Annotated in this window: 15 protein-coding genes, 1 tRNA gene and 1 pseudogene; 5 read left to right on the top strand and 12 right to left on the bottom strand. The window is 58.0% G+C overall.

Annotated features, from left to right (window positions below; all coding sequences use genetic code 11):
* The first annotated feature begins 3 nt into the window (after positions 1-3).
* Complete coding sequence (locus NYP16_RS07730) at positions 4-912, top strand: SDR family NAD(P)-dependent oxidoreductase (protein WP_274943540.1); 909 nt, start codon at positions 4-6, stop codon at positions 910-912.
* Here NYP16_RS07730 and NYP16_RS07735 read toward each other — a convergent pair.
* The 9 genes from NYP16_RS07735 to NYP16_RS07775 form a co-directional block, all read right to left on the bottom strand.
* Positions 909-2,093, bottom strand: coding sequence for an MFS transporter (locus NYP16_RS07735; protein WP_274943541.1), 1,185 nt, complete (start codon positions 2,091-2,093; stop codon positions 909-911). The two genes, NYP16_RS07730 and NYP16_RS07735, sit on opposite strands and share 4 nt — an antisense overlap.
* Before the next feature lie 20 nt (positions 2,094-2,113).
* Positions 2,114-2,866 carry an MBL fold metallo-hydrolase gene (locus NYP16_RS07740; RefSeq protein WP_274943542.1) on the bottom strand — a complete coding sequence of 251 codons (753 nt, stop codon included), beginning with the start codon at positions 2,864-2,866 and terminating at the stop codon, positions 2,114-2,116.
* Positions 2,863-3,654 carry a TatD family hydrolase gene (locus tag NYP16_RS07745; RefSeq protein WP_274943543.1) on the bottom strand — a complete coding sequence of 264 codons (792 nt, stop codon included), beginning with the start codon at positions 3,652-3,654 and terminating at the stop codon, positions 2,863-2,865. Before NYP16_RS07745 ends, NYP16_RS07740 begins: the two co-directional genes overlap by 4 nt.
* Positions 3,655-3,680: 26 nt before the next feature.
* A complete protein-coding gene (gene metG, locus NYP16_RS07750; RefSeq protein WP_274943544.1) occupies positions 3,681-5,237 on the bottom strand; it encodes a methionine--tRNA ligase in 1,557 nt (518 codons plus the stop codon).
* A gap of 29 nt (positions 5,238-5,266) precedes the next feature.
* A complete protein-coding gene (locus NYP16_RS07755) occupies positions 5,267-6,385 on the bottom strand; it encodes a DNA polymerase III subunit delta' (RefSeq protein ID WP_346742497.1) in 1,119 nt (372 codons plus the stop codon).
* 9 nt (positions 6,386-6,394) lie between these two features.
* Entirely contained in the window at positions 6,395-7,036 is a 642-nt protein-coding gene (gene tmk / locus NYP16_RS07760; RefSeq protein ID WP_274943545.1) for a dTMP kinase, read from the bottom strand.
* Between the two features lies 1 nt (position 7,037).
* Positions 7,038-8,228 carry a D-alanyl-D-alanine carboxypeptidase family protein gene (locus NYP16_RS07765; RefSeq protein WP_274943546.1) on the bottom strand — a complete coding sequence of 397 codons (1,191 nt, stop codon included), beginning with the start codon at positions 8,226-8,228 and terminating at the stop codon, positions 7,038-7,040.
* 76 nt (positions 8,229-8,304) lie between these two features.
* On the bottom strand, positions 8,305-9,219 hold the full coding sequence (locus tag NYP16_RS07770; RefSeq protein ID WP_274943547.1) for a septal ring lytic transglycosylase RlpA family protein: 915 nt from the start codon (positions 9,217-9,219) through the stop codon (positions 8,305-8,307).
* Between the two features lie 30 nt (positions 9,220-9,249).
* The gene (locus tag NYP16_RS07775; protein WP_274943548.1) at positions 9,250-10,299 is read right to left on the bottom strand and encodes a lytic murein transglycosylase; all 1,050 of its coding nucleotides are present in this window, start codon (positions 10,297-10,299) and stop codon (positions 9,250-9,252) included.
* Positions 10,300-10,655: 356 nt separating this feature from the next.
* Here NYP16_RS07775 and NYP16_RS07780 point away from each other — a divergent pair, with 356 nt between their 5' ends.
* The 3 genes from NYP16_RS07780 (at position 10,656) to NYP16_RS07790 (ending at position 13,718) form a co-directional block, all read left to right on the top strand.
* Positions 10,656-12,455 (top strand): tetratricopeptide repeat protein, encoded by a 1,800-nt coding sequence (locus NYP16_RS07780; RefSeq protein ID WP_274943549.1) that lies wholly within the window; start codon positions 10,656-10,658, stop codon positions 12,453-12,455.
* Positions 12,456-12,531: 76 nt separating this feature from the next.
* Positions 12,532-13,521 carry an HAD family hydrolase gene (locus NYP16_RS07785; RefSeq protein ID WP_274943550.1) on the top strand — a complete coding sequence of 330 codons (990 nt, stop codon included), beginning with the start codon at positions 12,532-12,534 and terminating at the stop codon, positions 13,519-13,521.
* A 107-nt stretch (positions 13,522-13,628) separates the two neighbouring features.
* A tRNA-Ser gene (locus NYP16_RS07790) sits at positions 13,629-13,718 on the top strand.
* 22 nt (positions 13,719-13,740) lie between these two features.
* Here NYP16_RS07790 and NYP16_RS14625 read toward each other — a convergent pair.
* A pseudogene (locus NYP16_RS14625) lies at positions 13,741-14,001 on the bottom strand (hypothetical protein); the annotation flags it as partial.
* Positions 14,002-14,275: 274 nt separating this feature from the next.
* On the opposite strand from NYP16_RS14625, the gene NYP16_RS07795 reads away from it, so the two are divergent.
* Positions 14,276-14,605 carry a membrane dipeptidase gene (locus tag NYP16_RS07795; RefSeq protein WP_274943551.1) on the top strand — a complete coding sequence of 110 codons (330 nt, stop codon included), beginning with the start codon at positions 14,276-14,278 and terminating at the stop codon, positions 14,603-14,605.
* Between the two features lie 171 nt (positions 14,606-14,776).
* Here NYP16_RS07795 and NYP16_RS07800 read toward each other — a convergent pair whose 3' ends face one another.
* A complete protein-coding gene (locus tag NYP16_RS07800; protein WP_274943552.1) occupies positions 14,777-16,096 on the bottom strand; it encodes a metal-dependent hydrolase family protein in 1,320 nt (439 codons plus the stop codon).
* Positions 16,097-19,270, bottom strand: coding sequence for a S41 family peptidase (locus NYP16_RS07805; protein WP_274943553.1), 3,174 nt, complete (start codon positions 19,268-19,270; stop codon positions 16,097-16,099).
* Positions 19,271-19,486: the final 216 nt, after the last annotated feature.

The raw sequence follows: 19,486 nt of genomic DNA on the forward strand, positions 1-19,486 counted from the left end.
GCAATGACCCCTATTCGTTTTGACAATCGTGTGGCCATCGTCACCGGCGCAGGCCTTGGTCTTGGCCGTGCCCATGCGTTGGCGCTTGCGGCGCGCGGCGCAAAGGTCGTCGTCAATGATTTCGGCGGCAGCCTGAGTGGTGAAGGCGGATCGGAAGGCCCGGCTGAGAAAATCGTCGCCGAAATCCGCGCAGCAGGTGGTGAGGCCATCGCGAATACCGCCGACGTCACCAATTTCAACGCAGTGACCGCCATGGTTCTGCAAGCCATGGACAAATGGGGGCGGGTCGACATTCTCGTCAATAATGCCGGTGTGTTGCGGGACAAATCCTTCAACAAAATGACCGTCGAAGATTTCAGCTTTGTGGTTGGCGTGCATCTCATGGGATCGGTCCATTGCAGCAAGGCGGTTTGGGACATCATGCGCGACCAGAATTATGGCCGCATTTGCATGACCTCATCTCCGTCGGGGCTTTATGGCAATTACGGCCAGTCGAATTACAGTGCCGCCAAAATGGCTGTGATCGGACTGATGAACACGCTGCATATCGAAGGGGCAAAACACGATATCCGCGTCAATACACTGGTGCCCGCCGCCGCCACCCGCATGACGGAAGGGCTGATGCCGGATAATCTCGCAGCCCTTCTTCGGCCCGAGGCGGCGACGGCAGGCATGCTGACTCTGGTCGATGAAAACGCGCCCAATCATTATATTCTGAGCGCGGCGGGCGGTGGTTATGCACGCTGCCAGCTTTATGAAACCGATGGCATTTTCCTTGCGGCCGAAGATCAAACTCCGGAAAACATCCGCGCAGCTTTTGCCGCGATCAATGACCCGACAGGACAAAAAGTCTTCGAGAACGGTATGGAACAGGCCATGAAACTGATGGCTAAGGCGGCCAAGGTTATTTAGGCGGTTCTCTGCTGTTTTTGGCTTACGGTAAAACCTAGGATCAACAGTAAAAGCGCGAGAGCTGTGCATATGGTCGTTACAGCCACCGCCTGCCAGCCAATACCCTCGATCAAAATACCGGCCAGCAGGGATGTGATGGCGGATGCTCCGAACAACAGACATTCATTGACGGCCTGCACCTTGGCTTTTTCATTGGGCCGATAGCTGTCGGCCAGCATGCTGGTTCCGGCGGTATAAAGAAAGTTCCAGCCGACAGCCACAAACAGCAACGAAAAACGGAAATTTGCAAACTCAAGCCCGGACCAGGCGGTCACCCCCGCAGCCATAAATAAAAATGTGCCGAGGACCATTACCGGCACCACGCCAACCCGTGCAATCAATGGGCCGCTCGCGAAGGATGGCAAGAACATGCCCAGAATATGCCATTGGATGGCACTGGCCGCCGTAGCCACGGTAAAGCCGCAGCCGATGATGGCCAAGGGCGCACCAGTCATCATCAGCACCATGATGCCGAACCCTGTGGCTGCGGCTGCGGCGGCCATGATGAACACAGGCTGGCGCATGATGACACTCAATGGACGCGGCGGTGTGCTGTGATGATCCTCCACCACAGGACGCGGAAAAGGAATGGTCGATAAAACCGCCATGGCCAGCACACCCAACAGAATGAGCGTGATATAGGCACCGGCAAAGGTCAGCGGCTCAAAGAGGGCATTGGCCTTGGCGAACAAGGTGGGCCCGAGAATGGGGGCCAGAACCCCGCCGCCCAACACATAGGCAACCGCGCGGCTGCGGTAATGATCCGGGGCAAGTTCCATGGCGGCGAAACGGTAGAACTGTCCACCTGCCTGATAGATGCCCTGCAGAAAAGCGGCGCAACAGAATAACGGAAAAGACCGTTCTGCCAGGGCCAGATAGCCAAGGGCGCCACAACCGATTCCGGCCAGCACCGCAACCAGGAAACCTGCTTTGCGGCCATGACGGCGCATGAAATGCGATAAGGGAAAGGCCGCGATCAGCGTGCCGAGGATCATGATCGAAATTGGCAGAGTGGCGAGGCCCACTGTCGGTGCGAGCATCAGTCCGGCAAGACCGGTATAGACCCCGTGGGCAAAGCCGGTCAGGGTAAACAAGCATTGCGCGAGGCTGAGAAGTGCGATGTTTCGGTGATAGATCTCCATTGCCCAGCCGCCCTTTTGGCTTAAAATTCGATCGTCATGCCGTCATAAGCTGGCTCTACCCCGGCAGGCAGCCTGGCGCGGAGTTCTTCGTAATCCATATCCCAGGTCATATGAGTCAGGATCGCGCGACGCGGCTTCACGCGGGCGATCCATTCGAGCGTGAGATCAAGATGCGGATGAGTCGGATGCGGATCATATCGGAGCGCGTCGACGATCCAGGTATCAACCCCCTCCAGCGCCGCGAAAGCCGCGTCGGGCATGACATTGACATCGGTCGAATAGGCGATGGGTCCAAACCGGAAACCCAGTGTTGTCATGTCACCATGAAGCTGTTCAAACGGCAGGATATCGATATTTCCAACACGAAACGGGCCCTTGATTTCATGGGCATTGCAAATGGCCGGATAGCCCATTTTGCTCTCAAACACGTAATCGAAACGCCTTTGCAAAACATCAAGGGTTTCTCTGTTGCTATAGACATCGATCATGCCCCCCATGGTCTGGCTCAGCCCGCGCAGGTCGTCGATGCCATGGGTATGGTCGGCGTGATCATGGGTATAAAGTACCGCGTCAAGATGCCGGACATCGGCGTCCAAGCATTGTTCGCGAAGATCGGGCGAGGTATCCACCAGAACGCTCGTGCCCCCATGCTCCACAAGGATCGAGACACGGCGGCGGCGATTTTTGGGGTTTGCCGGATCGCAACGGCCCCAGACATTGCCGATCCTCGGCACGCCGCCCGATGTACCGCAGCCGAGGATGGTTGTTTTCACGCAGCAGTCTCCGCCGGTGGTGTGGCCTTTGAAAACAGACGAAAAAAATTCTCGGTGGTGATGCGGCCAAGTTCGCGCACATCAAGGCCCCGGAGTTCGGCGACCTTGGCTGCCGTATAGGCGACAAACGCCGGTTCATTCGGCCTGCCGCGATGGGGAATGGGGGCGAGGAACGGCGCATCGGTTTCAATCAAAAGCCGATCGAGCGGAATGATTTTCACGGTTTCACGCAAATCCTCAGCCGCCTTGAAGGTGACGATGCCCGAGATCGAGATATAAAAACCGAGTTCAAGCGCCACTTCGGCAAAGGCACGGCTCGCGGTGAAGCAATGGATGACGCCGGGGAAGCTCCCCTTCCCCATTTCCTCACGCAGGATAGCCGCGCAATCGTCATCAGCGTCGCGGGTATGGATCACAATGGGCAGCTGGGTTGCGCGTGAGGCTTCGATATGACGGCGGAAGCCGATCTGTTGCAGCTCACGCGGGCTGTTGTCGTAGAAATAATCAAGCCCGGTTTCCCCGATGCCAACCACCAGCGGATCATGGGTGCGTTCGATGATCGCCTCGACACTCGCCTGATCGGTTTCGGCCTCGTGAGGATGAACGCCCACAGTGCAGAAAATGCCCGGATGGCTGTGGGCGATGGCGAGAACTTCATCAAATTCACGGAGCTTGGTGTTGATGGTCAGCATGGTGCCGACGCCGGCCGCCCGCGCACGTGCTACCGCGCCGGGGATATCATCCCGCAGCCCGTCATAATTCAGATGGCAATGGCTATCGACAAACATGGATATTCCTTGGTCACCGTCAGAAATTATAACGTTTCTTCGACTTGAATACGCGGGAAAATGCCCTGCGGCGCAGGAAGCGGCCTTCCGGACTGCAAGCGGCCAGCCTCGCCGATCTGGTCGAAGCCGCGTGCATCCTCGGCCACGCCCAGTTGATCGAGCAGTTTGGCGGATTTCTCAGGCATGATCGGCTGGGTGAGCAAACCGACATTGCGGAGGATTTCCGCCGTCATATAAAGCACGCTGCCCATACGCTCAGGATCGGATTTCTTGAGCGCCCAGGGTTCCGACGCGGCGAAGAAGCCGTTCGCGTCGCTCACCACGCGCCAGATAGCTTCGAGCGCGAGATGGATTTCCTGACGGTCCATATGCTTGCGCACTGTCTCAAGCAAATCGGCGCTCGCCGCCTTGAGGATGGCAAGGTCGGCCTCGGTGAAGGCGCCATGCTCCGGCACCTTGGCGTCGCAGTTCTTCGCGATCATGCTCAGGGAGCGTTGCGCCAGATTGCCAAGGTCGTTTGCAAGATCGGCATTGATGCGATTCACAACCGAGCGCTTGGAAAAATCGCCGTCCTGTCCAAACGGCACTTCACGCATGAGGAAATAGCGGACGGGGTCCAAACCATATTCCTCAACGATGGCAAAGGGATCAATGACGTTGCCGACCGATTTCGAGATTTTCTGGCCTTCGTTGGTCCACCAGCCATGGGCGAAAACACGTTTCGGGGTGGTGAGATCGGCAGCCATCAGAAAGGCCGGCCAATAGACCGCATGGAAGCGCAGGATATCCTTGCCCACCACATGCATGGCATTGGGCCAGAACTTCTGGAACTGCTCACTGTCCGTCGCGGGGTAGCCAAGCTCGGTGATATAGTTCGTCAGTGCGTCGATCCACACATACATGATATGGCGATCGTTACCCGGTACTGGCACGCCCCAGGTGAAGCTTGTGCGGGAAACCGAAAGATCGCGCAGGCCGCTTTTGATGAAGCTCAGAACTTCATTGCGGCGCGACGCCGGGAGAATGGCATCCGGATTTGCCGCGTAATGTTCCAGAAGCCGATCACCCCAGGCGGACAGGCGGAAGAAATAGCTTTCCTCCTCAACCCATTCCACAGGCGCACCGGTGGGTGCGAGCTTTTCGCCGTTCGGGCCTTGCTGAAGTTCGCCCTCGGTATAGAAAGCCTCGTCCCGGACCGAATACCAACCGGCATATTTGTCGAGATAGATTTCGCCCTTTTCCTCAAGCTTGCGCCACAGAGCCTGACAGGCTTCGATATGACGCGTCTCGGTGGTGCGAATGAAGTTATTGTTGGAAAAATTCATCACCTCGGCCAGATCGCGGAACCGGGCCGATACCTTGTCACAAAAGCTGATCGGGGTCATGCCGGCGGCTGCGGCGGATTTTTCGACCTTCTGGCCATGTTCATCGGTACCGGTCAGGAACCAGACGTCAAAGCCGTCAAGCCGCTTGAAGCGGGCCATGACATCGCAGGCAAGTGTCGTATAGGCATGACCGATATGGGGCACGTCATTGACGTAATAAATCGGGGTCGTGATGTAGAATGAAGGCTTGGCAGTCATGCCCCGGAATTCCTTTATGGCTCAGTCGGTCAGAACCGGGTGACGGCGGCGATCTCGTTCAAGATCACGATAACGCTCTGTTTCCGGTCGAGATTGATAGCGTCAGTACGCTGAATCAGGCTGGTGCTCTTTTCCCACACCTCGATCCAGGGATCAAGGCCGGCCATACCGGCGAGCCGGGCGAGCACCTCGGCTTCTTCAGGAATGGCGGTGATCATGGCTCCGCTCGCCGCCCGGGCGATCCGGCCAAGTAATCCGCCGAGCAAAAGCCCGAAGATCGCATAATTTTCGTCATTGCCCTTGCCGGTGACAAGCTCCGCAAGCTCAAGCACGGCGCGTGGCGCCACCTGCGGCATACCGCCAAGGTAATCCAATAGCTTGCGATAGAGCGTCAAGCCGTTCGCCGCCGCAAGCCGAAGGGCCAGGCCGGGGCTGCCTTCCGCAAGACGGGTCAGCAGCAGCCGGTCGCGTTCGGGCAGATCCGGACGACGCAGCGCCAGAAAGGCATTGACCGAGGATTCCTCAAGCGGCCGCAACACCAGGCGGCGGCAGCGTGACTGGATCGTTGGCAGCACCCGCCCCGACGCATGGGCCAGCAGGATCAGAACGGCGTTGGCCGGGGGTTCTTCGAGCACCTTCAGAAGCGCGTTGGCGGCGTTGCGGTTGAGTTCGTCGGCACTGTCGACGATGGCCACCCGCCAGCCGCCCTCGGCCGAGGTTTTCGAGAAGAAATTGACCAGTTTCCGCACATCATCGACAACGATTTCCGTGCGCATGGCACCCTTGTCGTTCTCGCTGCAGGCCACGGACATGAGGTCGCCATGGCTTCCGGCGGCGATGCGCTGAAAAACAGGATGATCGGGCGAGAGATCAAGATTTGTCGGCAATGTGGGGGGCAATATGTCACCAAACAGCCCGCCGTCAGCATCCACCGGGGGATTAGCCAGCAGAAACCGCGCCATACGAAAGGCCAGAGTCGCCTTCCCTACCCCTCGCGGGCCGGAAATGAGCCAGGCATGATGCAGCCGACCGCTCGCATGAGCAGACAGAAAAGACGTTTCGGCTTCGTAATGACCGAGCAGATCGCTCGATTTTTGCGGTAAACCGGCGCCGATTTCTATGCTGGCAGTGTCGACTATGGTCGTTATCCTTCTGAGTTAAGACAGCAGCGCCTGACGCGTTTCATCCCACAGCCGCTCTGCCACCAGCTCGATAGATGGGGCTGCGTCTATGATCCGGCAACGGTCGGGTTCGCCAAGCGCTATATCCAAGAACGCCTGACGCAGCCGCTCGTGAAAAGCATGGCCCATGCGTTCGTAGCGATCCTCATTACCGGGACGGGTCTGGGCACGTGGTAAGGCGGCTGCAACCGGTAGGTCGAGCACAAACGTAAGGTCAGGGAGAAAGTCGCCAATCGCTAGCCGGGTCAGATCATCAATAAGCGGAACCCCAAGCCCCTGCCCGATCCCCTGATAAGCGCGGGAACTGTCAATAAAGCGATCCGACAGCACCCAGATGCCGCGTTCAAGAGCGGGTTCGATAAAGCGCTTTACATGTTCCGCCCGAGCCGCCGTATGCATCAGCGCTTCGGTCACCGGTAACCAGCGATCGGTCGCGCCTGTCACCAGCAGCGACCGAATGGCTTCGCCCGACGGGGTGCCACCGGGTTCGCGGGTGACAAAGACTTCAATGCCGTACTGTTCCAACCGGTCGGCGAGCAAGCGGATCTGGGTCGATTTCCCCGTCCCCTCGCCGCCTTCAAAGGTAATGAAACAGCCGCGTTCGACAATTCTGGTCATATCAGTGGGCTGGTTTGGCAGCAGTGGATTTGGCCGGGCCCCAGATGAGCTGGCTGATGGCTGCGCTGACACGGCCAAAACCGCTCAATTCTCCGATGGCGGCACCGGCCACCAGGGGGAATTCCTGATTGGCATGGTCAGGAACCGAGACGACGATTTTGCCGACAACCTGACCTTCTTTGAGCGGCGCGGCCACCGGGCTGTCATAGACAACCTTGACCTTGAGGTCCGAACGGTCAAGCCGTCCCATCAGCACTTTCACATCGCGGTCGGCCACAAGCGGCACGGTGTCCTGATCGCCAAGCCAAAGCGGAGCTTCCTCAACCATCTGGCCACGTTCAAAGAGCTTGTAGCTTTTGAAATTGTTGAAGCCGTAATTGAGCACGCGCTCTGATTCCTTGGCCCGTTCGCTCATAGAGGACATCCCGGCAATGACCGCGACAATGCGGCGGCCGTTCTGGATGGCCGACAGCGTCACGCCGTAACCGGCTTCATCGGAATGGCCGGTTTTGAGACCGTCCGCACCCGGAACAACACCCAACGTTGGGTTCCGGTTGCCTTGCTTGACACCCGAATAGACGAAGCTCTCTTCCTTGAAATAATGATAATATTCAGGGAAATCGCGGATAATGCGTTCCGACAGGGTCGCGAGATCGCGCACTGTCACCACATGCTCGGGGTTAGGCCAGCCGCTCGCATTGACGAAATGGCTGCCTTTGAGGCCGAGTTCCTTGGCTTTCTTGTTAAGCCAGACCGCGAATCCTTCTTCCGACCCACCAAGACCTTCGGCGATAACGTCGCAGGCATCGTTCCCGGATTGAATGACGATACCGCGCACCAGATCTTCAATGGTCGGACGGTCGCCGACATTGAGGAACATGGTCGACCCCTTGTTGGCCCGCCATTTGCGCCAGATTTCCTCACTCACCGGCAGGGTGTCGGTCAGCTTGAGCGCGCCCTTTTTCAACTGCTCGAACACGATATAGGTGGTCATGAGCTTGCTCATGGACGCCGGATGGATCTGCACGTCGGCGTCTTTTTCAAACAGCACCGTGCCCGTATCCATATCGATCAGGATCGCGTTCTTGGCCGTGGTTTGATAAGGCGGCGCAGCCAAAGCCGGCACAGAAGTGGCGGCTAATAAAGCAACGGTCAGGCTAAAGGCGGCGCGGCGAAATATATATAGCGACATGAGCGCAGATGATCCTGTCATAAGCGGCGAAAATGGGCGTCAAGTGACCCAAGGGAGAATAACCAATTGAAACAGATCAGTCGACAACGATCCGGGCATTGCCATGACCGCGCGCGACAACTTGACTGAGAACCGCGTCGGCCTCGTCCATGGAACTCAGCGGGCCGAGGCGCACACGATACAGCGTCTGCCCGTCAGCCCGGTTCACGGGCACAGTCTCGACCGCGCTGATGACCTGCAGCAAAGCAGCAAGGCGTTGGGCGTTTTCAGCGGCGGCGAAGGCTCCGGCCTGGACGAAAATATGCTCGCCCTTCTTGATCGGCACCGGGGTCTGTGATGGCTGCATGATTTCGATCGCAGCAGTCGGCTGCTGGATACTGGCCTGAGAATAAGTGGTGGCAGGCGGCGGATCGAGCGGTTTGGCCTCGATTGTCGCCACGGCAATCTCGTCCCGCGGCACGGCCACCACATCGGGACCGATTTGCTTTTCCTGGGCCTTGGCCTGCATGATTTCGGGTGAATTCTGGTCAGGCGCGATCACCTGCACCCGCACCTGTGTGGTGCCGGTGCCGTGGAAGCCAAGCAACTGGGCAGCGCGACGCGACACGTCAATGATGCGGTCCTTGGCAAACGGACCGCGATCATTGATGCGTAAGATAAGAGACCGCCCGTTCTCAAGATTGGTGACGCGGACATAGGTCGGCAGAGGCAAAGTCGTGTGGGCTGCGGTCAGGGCATTCTGGTCATAGTTCTCGCCATTGGCGGTCGACTTGCCATGAAAGCCCGGACCATACCAGGAGGCCACGCCAGTTCTGTCATAATCCGGCTCGGCCTTTGGATAGTACCAGCGACCATTGATCTGATAGGGCTTGCCGATCTTTGCTCCCGACAGGTCAGGAGCCTGCGACTTTTGTGGTGTTGTAGCGCAGGCTGCCAACAGAGCAGCGATCGGCAAAACGCCGCCGATCAGACGAATGATAGCCCAACCCATGGTTCCGTATGTCCCCTAAGCCTACTGGATCTAGTCGAGATCCTTGAACTGGTCGGACAGCAATCCGACCGCAATCGCGTAATAATCCGAACAGTTATAGCGCAAGAAAACGCGGTAGTTGGCGTAGGCGAGAAATGCCCGGCCGTCAACCCCGTCCGGTTGTGCGAGGCTGGCGGGAACCTTGGCGCGCGGCAGCTCCTTGCCATCGCCATCAGCGACGCCATACTGGCCCCATTCCGTTACGGTCATGTTGCCCTGATGGTTCTTGACGCCGCAACTACGGGCAGGTGGCTGCAACTTGCTGGCGACGAGCTTGTCCTTGATGGGCTTGGACAGAATGACTTCACGGCCCCAGTTCTGACCATTCGCCCAGCCGGTGGACTGGAAGTAATTGGAGATGGAGGCAAAAACATCGACCGGAGTGTTCCAGATGTCTCGGCGACCGTCTTTATTGAAGTCGACGGCATAAACAAGGAAGCTTGACGGCATGAACTGCGGCTGGCCAAGCGCCCCGGCCCAGGATCCGGTCATCTGTTCCGGTTTGATATGGTTGTCGTTCGCGATCTTCAGCGCATTGAACAGCTCGTTACGAAAATACTCCTTGCGGCGCGAGTCATAGGCGAGCGTCGACAATGACTGGAAGACATTCTGACCGCCGGTGAAGCTGCCATAATTGGTCTCGATCCCCCAGATGGCGACGATGAAGCGCGGCGGCACACCGTAAACGCGGGACACCTGCTGCAATTCCTTGCGGTAGGTCTTCATCATCTCCCGCCCCTTGGCGATCTGCGCGGGGGTTATGCGTTTTGACAGATAAGTGTCAAGCGTCTGCTTGACCTCTGGCTGATTCTGGTCGGACTTGACGACGGTATCGTCGAACTTGACGTTGGCGAAGGCAGCCTCGACGATTTGCGGACGAACACCGTCAGCAAGTGCTTCGGCCTTGACCTCCTTAAGCCAGTCGGCAAAGGCCTGACGCGGCGGAGCCAGGGGCGCTGCGGGAGTCGCCGGGGCGGCAACGGGCCCGGCAACTTTTTTCGGGGCTTCGGTCGCGCACCCGGCCAACACGGCCAGTGTCAAAACAGAAATCGCAATGCGAACGAAGGGTAAGCGGGAGGTTGGGCGCATTAATGGGACCATATATTGGGGGCTACATCTAGATATAAATGCGGCCAATAATCATAAGGATTGTACTATTCTGGCTATTCCTAACGGAAAGTCCAGTATTTGCTGAGGCGTTCGCAGCCTATCTTATTTCACCTCCCTAAGACCAGCATTCACCACGTCGTCATAAATTAGTCACAGCTAGGAAAGCTCAAGCAAACCGACAGATTTAACATGTATCACCCAAGGTTTTTTGCTAGAATACCGACGCATTTCATATGAACCGATGACATGGGGTCATCCCCTGCCAGTCCTTTTTAAAGGAGGCGGCAATGAGTATGCGTAGCGCTTCAACAATAGCTTTATCAACAGCTCTCGCGTTGCTTGTGGTGGCATCCAGCGAACGGCCGTTACGTCTTGCTCCGGTTCCGGAGTTCCTAAATCCTGCTTATCTGGCCCTGACCGCTTGCGGCAAACGACCGGAAACACAAAGCATATTTCTGCGGAAAGACTTCCGCCTGGCCCTCATGGCCTCGGCTTCGGCTGACCCGGCCTTGAAGACACTGGATAGCGACCCACCTCTCGATTCTAATTACGGCAAGGCCCATTTCCCCATATCGAGCCCTGAGGCTTATACCCAGGCGTTTTTCGATCAAGGGCTCAGGCTGGTTTATGGGTTCAACCATTGGGAAGCCGAACGTGCCTTCCGCGCCGCTACCCGCTGGGATCCGAACTGCGCCATCTGCTATTGGGGACAGGCCCTTGTCCTTGGTCCCCATATCAATGCACCGATGGACCCGGCGAGCCTTGCTGACACTCTTGCAGCGCTTGGAAAGGCGAAATCACTGATCGCCACCGCCTCTCCTATTGAAAAAGCCCTGATCAGCGCGCTCGACAAGCGGTATACAGCGGATCCAACCAAAACCCGCGCGGAGCTTGATCAGGCATATGCAAGCGCCATGGCGGCCGTTTATGCGGCCTATCCGAAGAATCCCCATATTGCTATTCTCTATGCCGAGGCGGTGATGGACACGAGCCCCTGGGACTATTGGGAAGCTGACGCCACGACCCCGAAACCAGCCATGCTACCGGCCATCAAGGCCGTTGAGGCCGTCATGGCGGCTCACCCCGATCATGCAGGGGCCAATCATCTTTATATCCATCTGATGGAAGCGTCGCGTATGCCAGATAGGGCCGAAGGGGCGGCGGACCGGCTCGCGACGGAAGCTCCCATGGCCGGGCATCTTGTTCATATGCCGGGACATATCTATTTCCGTGTCGGCCGTTATCAGGATGCGCTCACCGCCAACCGGCAGGCCGTGGCTGTCGATGAACGGTATCTCAGTGGCAATCAGGGCAGCGCTGTTTATCGCTATGGGTATTACCCTCATAATGTCCATTTCCTGCTGGCCTCGGCAGGAATGGCGGGTGATGGCGGGACAGCGCTTGAGGCGGCGGCAAAGCTCGATCGCATCGTTCCGACCCCGGTTCTTGACGCCGTGCCTTGGCTCAGTCATCCGGTCAAAGCCTCAGTCTATTTTGCCGAGGCGCAATTCGGCGAACCATCCACTGTTCTGCAAATACCCATGCCGCCCGCCCAATATCCTTACCTACAGGCCATGTGGCATTACGCCCGGGGCATCGCCTTGGCCGAATCAGGGCAAGGCAGGCCTGCGTTGGCCGAGGCTGACGCCATCGCCACGCTGATCAAAACCGCCGATCTCAAGATCCTGACAGACAATCACATGCCCGCTCGGGATATCATGACCTTGGCCGAACTCGTTCTACGTGGCAAGGCGCAGGCATCCATGGGAAATCTGAACGATGCCCTCATAATCATGCAACAAGCCGCGGCCAAACAACGCAGCATTCCATATACGGAGCCGCCCTATTGGTATTACCCGGTCGAACAATCGGTGGGCGCCATCCTGTTGCGTCTGAACCGGCCGACAGAAGCCATAGATGCCTTTAACCGCAGTCTGATGTCTCATCCGAACAATGCCTGGTCGCTTTATGGATTGTGGCTGGCTCGGCAAAAGACCAATGATCCGGCAACGATGGCGACCGAAGCACTCTACCGCAAGGCGATAGTTCCGGCCGATGTACCGCCACCCGCGCTTGAACGCCTTTAACCGCATATTCAAATTTTAGGGAGATATTGCTAAGCTCTCTACCAAATGCATGTGTGGTCGTTTTCAAGGGGATGTCATGACGGGCTTTCGCACACTTATTCTGGTTGTTTTCTCGGTCCTGACATCTGCTGTTTCCGTTCCAGCACGCGCCGCGCCGGACGCCCTCGCCTCTTGGAACGACGGCTCGGTCAAAAAAGCCATTGTCGGCTATGTGACCAGCGTCAGCCAGTCAGGCAGCCCGCAGCTTATTGCACCCGCTGACCGCATCGCCGTCTTTGATATCGACGGCACCATCTGGCCCGAACAGCCGGTGGCTGAAGTCGCCTTTATGCTGAGCCGGGTCAAGGATATGGTAGTGCGCAACCCGGACCTGCGCAGCCAGCCGCCTTATGACAGTCTTTTCGCCAAGGGGGCCGAAATCCTACCGAGCCTGCCTCAGGCGGATATCCTGAAAATCTTCGTGGATACCCACAGCGGTATGACCGAGGATGATTTCACAACCCAGGTTCGTGAATTCTTCTATACCGCCAAACATCCCCTTTTCGGCGTGCCTTATGCCCGGACGGTCTACCAGCCCATGCTGGAGCTGATCGCCTATCTGCGTGCGAACGGATTTAAGATTTTTCTCAGCACGAATGGCGATATCGCTTTCGCGCGTGCCATCTCCGCTGATTATTTCGGTGTTCCGGCCGAAAATGTCATCGGCACCTATTTTACCGAAACAGTCGAAGAGAATGGCGGCCGCCTGCGGGTCGTGCGCCAGCCGAAACTGGGTGCCTATAGTGATCGTGAAGGCAAAATCGGGGCCATTGCCCGTCATATTGGCAAACGGCCGGTGTTCGTCGCCGGCAATGTCGGAAGCGGCGGCGACGCCCATATGGCGCGGTTTTCCATGGAAGGGCTAAAGCCATCCCTGCAAATTCTGATCAACCATGACGATGCCGCCCGTGAACGAGCCTATGGCAGCGACGATCGGCTTTCACTTGATTGGGCCAAAAGTTATGGCTGGCAACTGGTCAGCATGAAATCCGACTGGAAACGTATTTTCGGGGCGAACAGCCAGTAAGTCCGGCAAATCCTGGATATTCTCAAGATCTGGTTGTCTCCGGACAGAAAAATCTTGCCCTCTTCGTGTCTTGCGCTAAAAAGGGTGCCGATCGCAATTGAGCGTCAGGAAGAGTGGCCGAGTGGTTTAAGGCACTGGTCTTGAAAACCAGCGTGGGTGCAAGCTCACCGTGGGTTCGAATCCCACCTCTTCCGCCAGCGGCTATAACATTTCAATCACTTAGTGGGTTCGTGACGTGCCGTGTTCGTCACGGTAACTTCCACTAAACGGAACATCGTTAGTCTCGGTAATTGCGTCATCTAACTGCCGGGTAGCGGGATTGGTGTTATTTGAGCCATCAAGTATCCCGGCCCCTCGGTGCAAATGTGTGACCATTAGATGGATGTATAGGTCAGCCGTGATCTTGATATCCGATTGGCCTAACCAGTCCTGCAACGCCACCAAATCCATCCCGCTTTCAGCCAGCCGGGTAGCACAGGTATGCCGAAGGTGTGTAGCTCGTCCGACAAGCCGAAGCCCTTGAGTACCAAATCGCCCCTGATGTTATCCCAAAGATACCAAGGACCGCTTGAACCGGAAGCCCACGGGAACCAGCAGCCATTCACGGCTTGCTCATTAAGGTGGTCGATAGCGTCCACCATGCGCCGGGTCAGGGGCTGTCGTTCTTCGTCATGTAACGGAAGGTCCCAGTTTTGGCCTTCCCTGTCTGGGAGGCCAGCCAGGGCTTAACTTGACGCTCCTTTGACCAACCTGCATGGTTTCCCCAGGCGCAAGTCGGTGTCCAAGCGTCGTCGGCATCTATTTCATGCCGTTCTTCAAGGTCGAGGCGCGGCCGACCGCGGCCGACGTGGTGAACCATGTTGAACACGCGACCAATGTCTGCGGCGAAGACCATGTCGGCATCGGCACCGATGGTTCGGTCACCCAGATCGACAATATCAAGCTCTACGAGGACGCGCTCCGCGAAGAAGTCGAGGCACGGCGGAAAGCCGGAATCGGGGCCAAGGGCGAACGCGCTGCCACCTACCCCCCTATTCTCGACCTTCGCGGTTCCCGCAATTCCAAAAGCTCGCCGACCTCTTGAGTGCACGTGGCCATAAGTCGGCCCGCATAGAGAAAATCCTCGGCCATAACATCCTGCGCCTGACGAAGGATGTTGGTCCGCCTGATCGCGGGGGCGGCGCGTGGCAGCCCCCTGCCCGCGCCGCCACGCGTTTTTATACGATTTCGTATCTGCCGCCCGAATGACCGAGCGCTATTGGGCGCTGAACACCTTACCGCCGGCCATGACAAAGGTCACATGCTGAAGGGCGCCCACGTCGACCAGCGGATTGGCGGCGGTGGCGATAATGTCGGCGCGCTTACCAACCTCCAGAGTGCCGATGTCGGCGTCAAGGCCGAGAAGCTTAGCCCCATTGACCGTGGCCGTGCGGAGAACATCCTCGGCGGTCATGCCAATTTTTTTGTACCATAAAAATTCGACGGCGTTTTGACCGTGCGGGGTGATCCCGGCGTCGGTTCCAAAGGCAACGGGAACGCCAGCGGCATAAGCGAGCCCGACATTTTTCGGCATGTTATCGAGAAAGGCCCGGGTGACGGCCTGGGCTGCAGGGCCTTCCTGGTCATAGCGCGCCTCAAGTTTAGTCAAGACGGCCATAGTCGGCACCAGATAGGCGCCGCTTTTCTTGAAGAGGCTTATCGAGTCCTTATTCAGGAAGCCGCCATGCTCGATCGAATCGACACCAGCAGCAAGGGCAGCGTTAATCCCGGCGGTGCCATGGGCATGAGCCGCCACCTTACGTCCCGCCGAGTGCGCTGCCGAAACGGCAGCGACAATCTCATCATCCATCATTTCCGGCGGTGGTGTCGCGGTGCGTGGGTCACCGCCACCTCTCGTCGTTGCGGTCTTGATCACGTCGGCGCCACTGCGCATCTGGGTGCGGACCGCTTTTCGGCACTCATAAGGTCCATCGCAAACGCCTGAAGAATGGAACAGCTCAAGAATATTCTCTGGATAGCCGCCCATATCGCCATGCCCTTCGGTCACCGAGACCATGCGGCCGGCGGCCAGAATTCGCGGACCGGCAAAGCGCCCGGCGGCGATGGCGTCACGGACCGTGAAAATAGCCTCCGTCGGCGCTCCGAGATCACGAACGGTGGTAAAGCCAGCAGCCAGAGTCTTTCGGGCGTTTTCGAGCGCGGTCAAGGTATATTCCGCCTCATTGAGCGCTAGGCGACCAGCCGGCGGCCGCTCCCCCAGCGTCAGATGGACATGGGCGTCGATCAGCCCCGGCAACACCGTCGCTTGCGACAGATCGATCACCGTCGCCGCCGTCGCACCAATGTCGGCGGCATTGAGGAAACCGGGCTTGATCGCCTCGATCCGACCGTTGCGAACGATGACCGACTGCTCCCGCGCCGGGGGCTGCCCCGGAATGGCAATCAGCAAACCGGCATGAATAATGGTCGGCGCGGCAGCGTCCGTATGCGCTTGCCCCACGTCCTTGGCCCCGGCCGACAGGGCCAAAAGACCAACACTCGCAGCCAGCACTAGGCCGACATATTTCCCGATCATTCAGCGCTCCCCATTATGCTGTGTTGGATAAACTGGATCCTGGTGCGGTGCGAGATTTTTCATCTCCCCCAAAAGTAATTCAACCGCTTTTAGCAATTGCCTATCCGTTCCAGCATAAAGCACGGATGGATCATTCTCAATTTCCACATGAGGCACGACGCCGTGATTGCCGGCGGCCCAATTGCCGGCGCGGTCATAGACCCGGCTGTTCGGCGCCGACATCAAGCCGCCGCTGATCAGCGGCAACGGAAATTGCGGGCCGATTAAGCCGCCCCAGGTCCGAGTGCCGATCAAGGTTCCGGCTTGCGCCTCCTTGAACAAGAACGGAAAACCATCACCGCCGGAATAGCTCCAGCCGTTGATCAAAAGCGCCTTCGGTCCATTATGCGCCAGTTCCGGCAACGGATTATGCGCCATATTGCGCCCGGCAAAATACGCAAGCGCCGGGCGTTTCAAGAGCTCGACCAGTCGATCGCCAAGGGCCCCGCCCCGGTTGAACCGCTCATCGATAATCAGGGCGTCTTTGCCGAACTCGGCCCGGTATTGGCTCATCAGTTCATCCTGACCGTTCCGCGACGTATCAGGCACATAAATATAGCCAATTCGCCCACCGCTTCGCTCAAGGACCAGCGCGCGGTTGGCTTCGACCCAGGTGCGTTCCCGGAGCTTCAACTCATCGGCGGGCGATAGCGTGCGCACCAGAACCTGCCGCGCGCCTGTCTGGCTTGGATTTTTATTGATGGTCAGGCGAACCACGGCGCCGCTTTCATGCTGAAGCGCCACCCAGGGATCCCGCGCCGGGTCGAGGGCCACGCCGTTAATCGCCAGCAAATAATCACCCTCGCTAACGTCAAGGCCGGGAGCCGCCAACGGTGAGCGTAGCTCGCCCGAACGTGGCCCCGCGCTGAGGATACGGCCAATACGGTAAGCCCCGTTTTCGATCCGGAGATCGGCCCCGAGGAGTCCCACTTCGCTGCTCGGTGCCAGCGTCGGGCGAAGGCCAGATGAGGCATAGACATGCCCCGCTGAGACTTCACCGCTAAGCTCGCGCAACAGAGCGGTCATGTCGCTGTCCGTGACGACAAACTCGACGAACGGGCGATATTTTTCGCCAACCTGCTGCCAGTCCAAACCATGGTGGTTGGGATCATAAAAGAAATCGCGCAAATAGCGCCAGCCGTCAGTAAATTGTTGGCGGTTCTCGGCGCGGACATCGAGTTCTACGGCAAGTTTGGCGACCGGAACGTTCGTTTCCGCGCCCTCCGCTGCAAGCTCCAGGACGGCATAGGTTTTATCACGACGGATGAGGCCCGCTTCCGCGCCCGCGGAGGTGATCAAGTCATCGACATCACGCGCCAGCACGGTGACGGTCTCGGTCGCCAGCTTGAACTCTTCGACAACGCCTTTCGAGCCATTGCGGGCGGCGTCGTCCAGCCGCCGATAAACGATCTTGCCGGGCAAAACCGCAAGATCGGTATAGGTCGCCGCCGGTAGGGCCAGTTTGACCAACCGCGCTTCGGCCCCGGCGAAATCGATCTCGCTGTCACCCTTCTTTGCGGCCGGAAACGGAACTTTGCCGGGGTCGAACGGCGACGGCACGCCAACCCGTAATGGAATGACCGAAATGCCCATGGAATCGCCATAGATCCAGGTCGAGTCGATGTCCCCGAAGCGCGGCGTCAGGCTGCGATAGGACAGGCTATAAAGATAATTGCCCGTGGGGTCGAACACCGGCGACACGTCGCTCGCATAGCCCGAGGTAAGCTGCCGCCGCACGTCGCCCTTCACGTCATAAATAAAGATCGCCTGATTGCCGCTGTCGGCGGTTCGCGCATAGGCGACCCAGCGCCCATCGGGCGACCAGGAGACGCGAAAGGTTGCCAGCGACGAATGCACGCGCATCCGGTCAGCGTCAATTTTCTTCAACCGGCCGTTCGCCACATCGACCAGATAGATCGCTTGCGCGTTGTCGATAAAGACGAGATGGCGGCCATCGGGCGACCATTGCGGCTTATAGCGGAAACCGTCGCTAAAGCTCGTCAACTTCCGCTGGCTGCCGCTGGCTGTATCCTTGATATAAAGTTGATACTCACCATCGGCATCAGAAAAATAAGCGAGCTTTGTGCCGTCGGGCGACAAGCTTGGATAGCGTTCCGCCGTCCCTGAGCTTTGGCTATGGTTGATGGCCAGATCAGGGGCGAGGCCCACGGTAAAAACATCGCCGCGCGCCGCGAAGACAACGGTTTTACCGTCGGCGGCAATGTCGGCATGTTCGATATAATCGGCGACCGGAACCCGCGTCGGCGCAAAGCTTGCGAAATCCGTCGCCACGGCGATCGGCACTTCTTTCGTCGTCTCGTCGGTCAGATCCAGACGATGAATTTTCCCGGCATATTCGAACGCGATCGTCCCAGCCCCAAGCGACGGATGGCGAATATCGAAATCGGTGAAATGGGTAATCTGGCGCTCTTCCCCACTATTCAGGTCATGAACCCAGATATTGCTTCGCTCATCCGCGCCTTGCTCTGACAGATAATAAATGCGCTCGCCGACCCACATCGGCATCGAATTGGGCGAGTCATTATTCGTCAGGCGCCGCGACGCGCCGGTCTTTAAGTCGAAATACCACAGGCTCGGCGCCCGCCCGCCGTGATAGCGCTTCCAGGTTTCCTTACCGTCCTGGAAATCCTTATAAAAGGTATAAACCAGCTTGCTGCCATCGGGAGAAAATGCCGCCGTCTCGCCATAAGCAAGCGGCAGCCGCTCCGGCAAGCCGCCCGTGGCCTTCACTTTCAGCAATTGATTATAGTTCTGCCTGTGACTGTACATACCACTGGCGATCAATAAATTCTGACCGTCCGGATACCAAGCCACAGGCTGATCGGCAGCCGGGTGATGCGTGACGCGAACGCTCACACCGCCCGCAACCGGCAACACGTAAGTATCCTGGTTGCCCTCTGCCGTCATGGCATAGGCGAGTTGTCGGCCATCGGGGGAGAAAACCAAGTTGGATTTGAGCTGACCATCGGCCGTCAAGCGCCGAGCGAGGCCGCCGGTCTCCGCCACCAACCAAATATCATCAGCATAGAGGAAGGCGATATTGCCGTTGGCGAGCACCGGGTAACGGGCCAATCGTGCTTCCGTCGCCGCCTCAGCCGTTTGGGGTGCAGTCATCAACAGCAAGCCGGATAGCACGCAACACATAATCCTGTAATCGATTATCATCCGGAACATCCCCTTAGATTTCCTGACCTGGCGATGGCAGGAATTCAACCCTAACCCACTGACGGTAAGCAACGGAGCCGCCGCCTTCGCTCTCGACAAGGTGCCGACGGAGGCAAGGTGAAAAGATTGCCTCCCCCGCTTCATACGGAGGAGGCAACCCGAACG

It is taken from the genome of Govania unica (genome assembly GCF_027920805.1).
Lineage (GTDB): Bacteria > Pseudomonadota > Alphaproteobacteria > Sphingomonadales > Govanellaceae > Govanella > Govanella unica.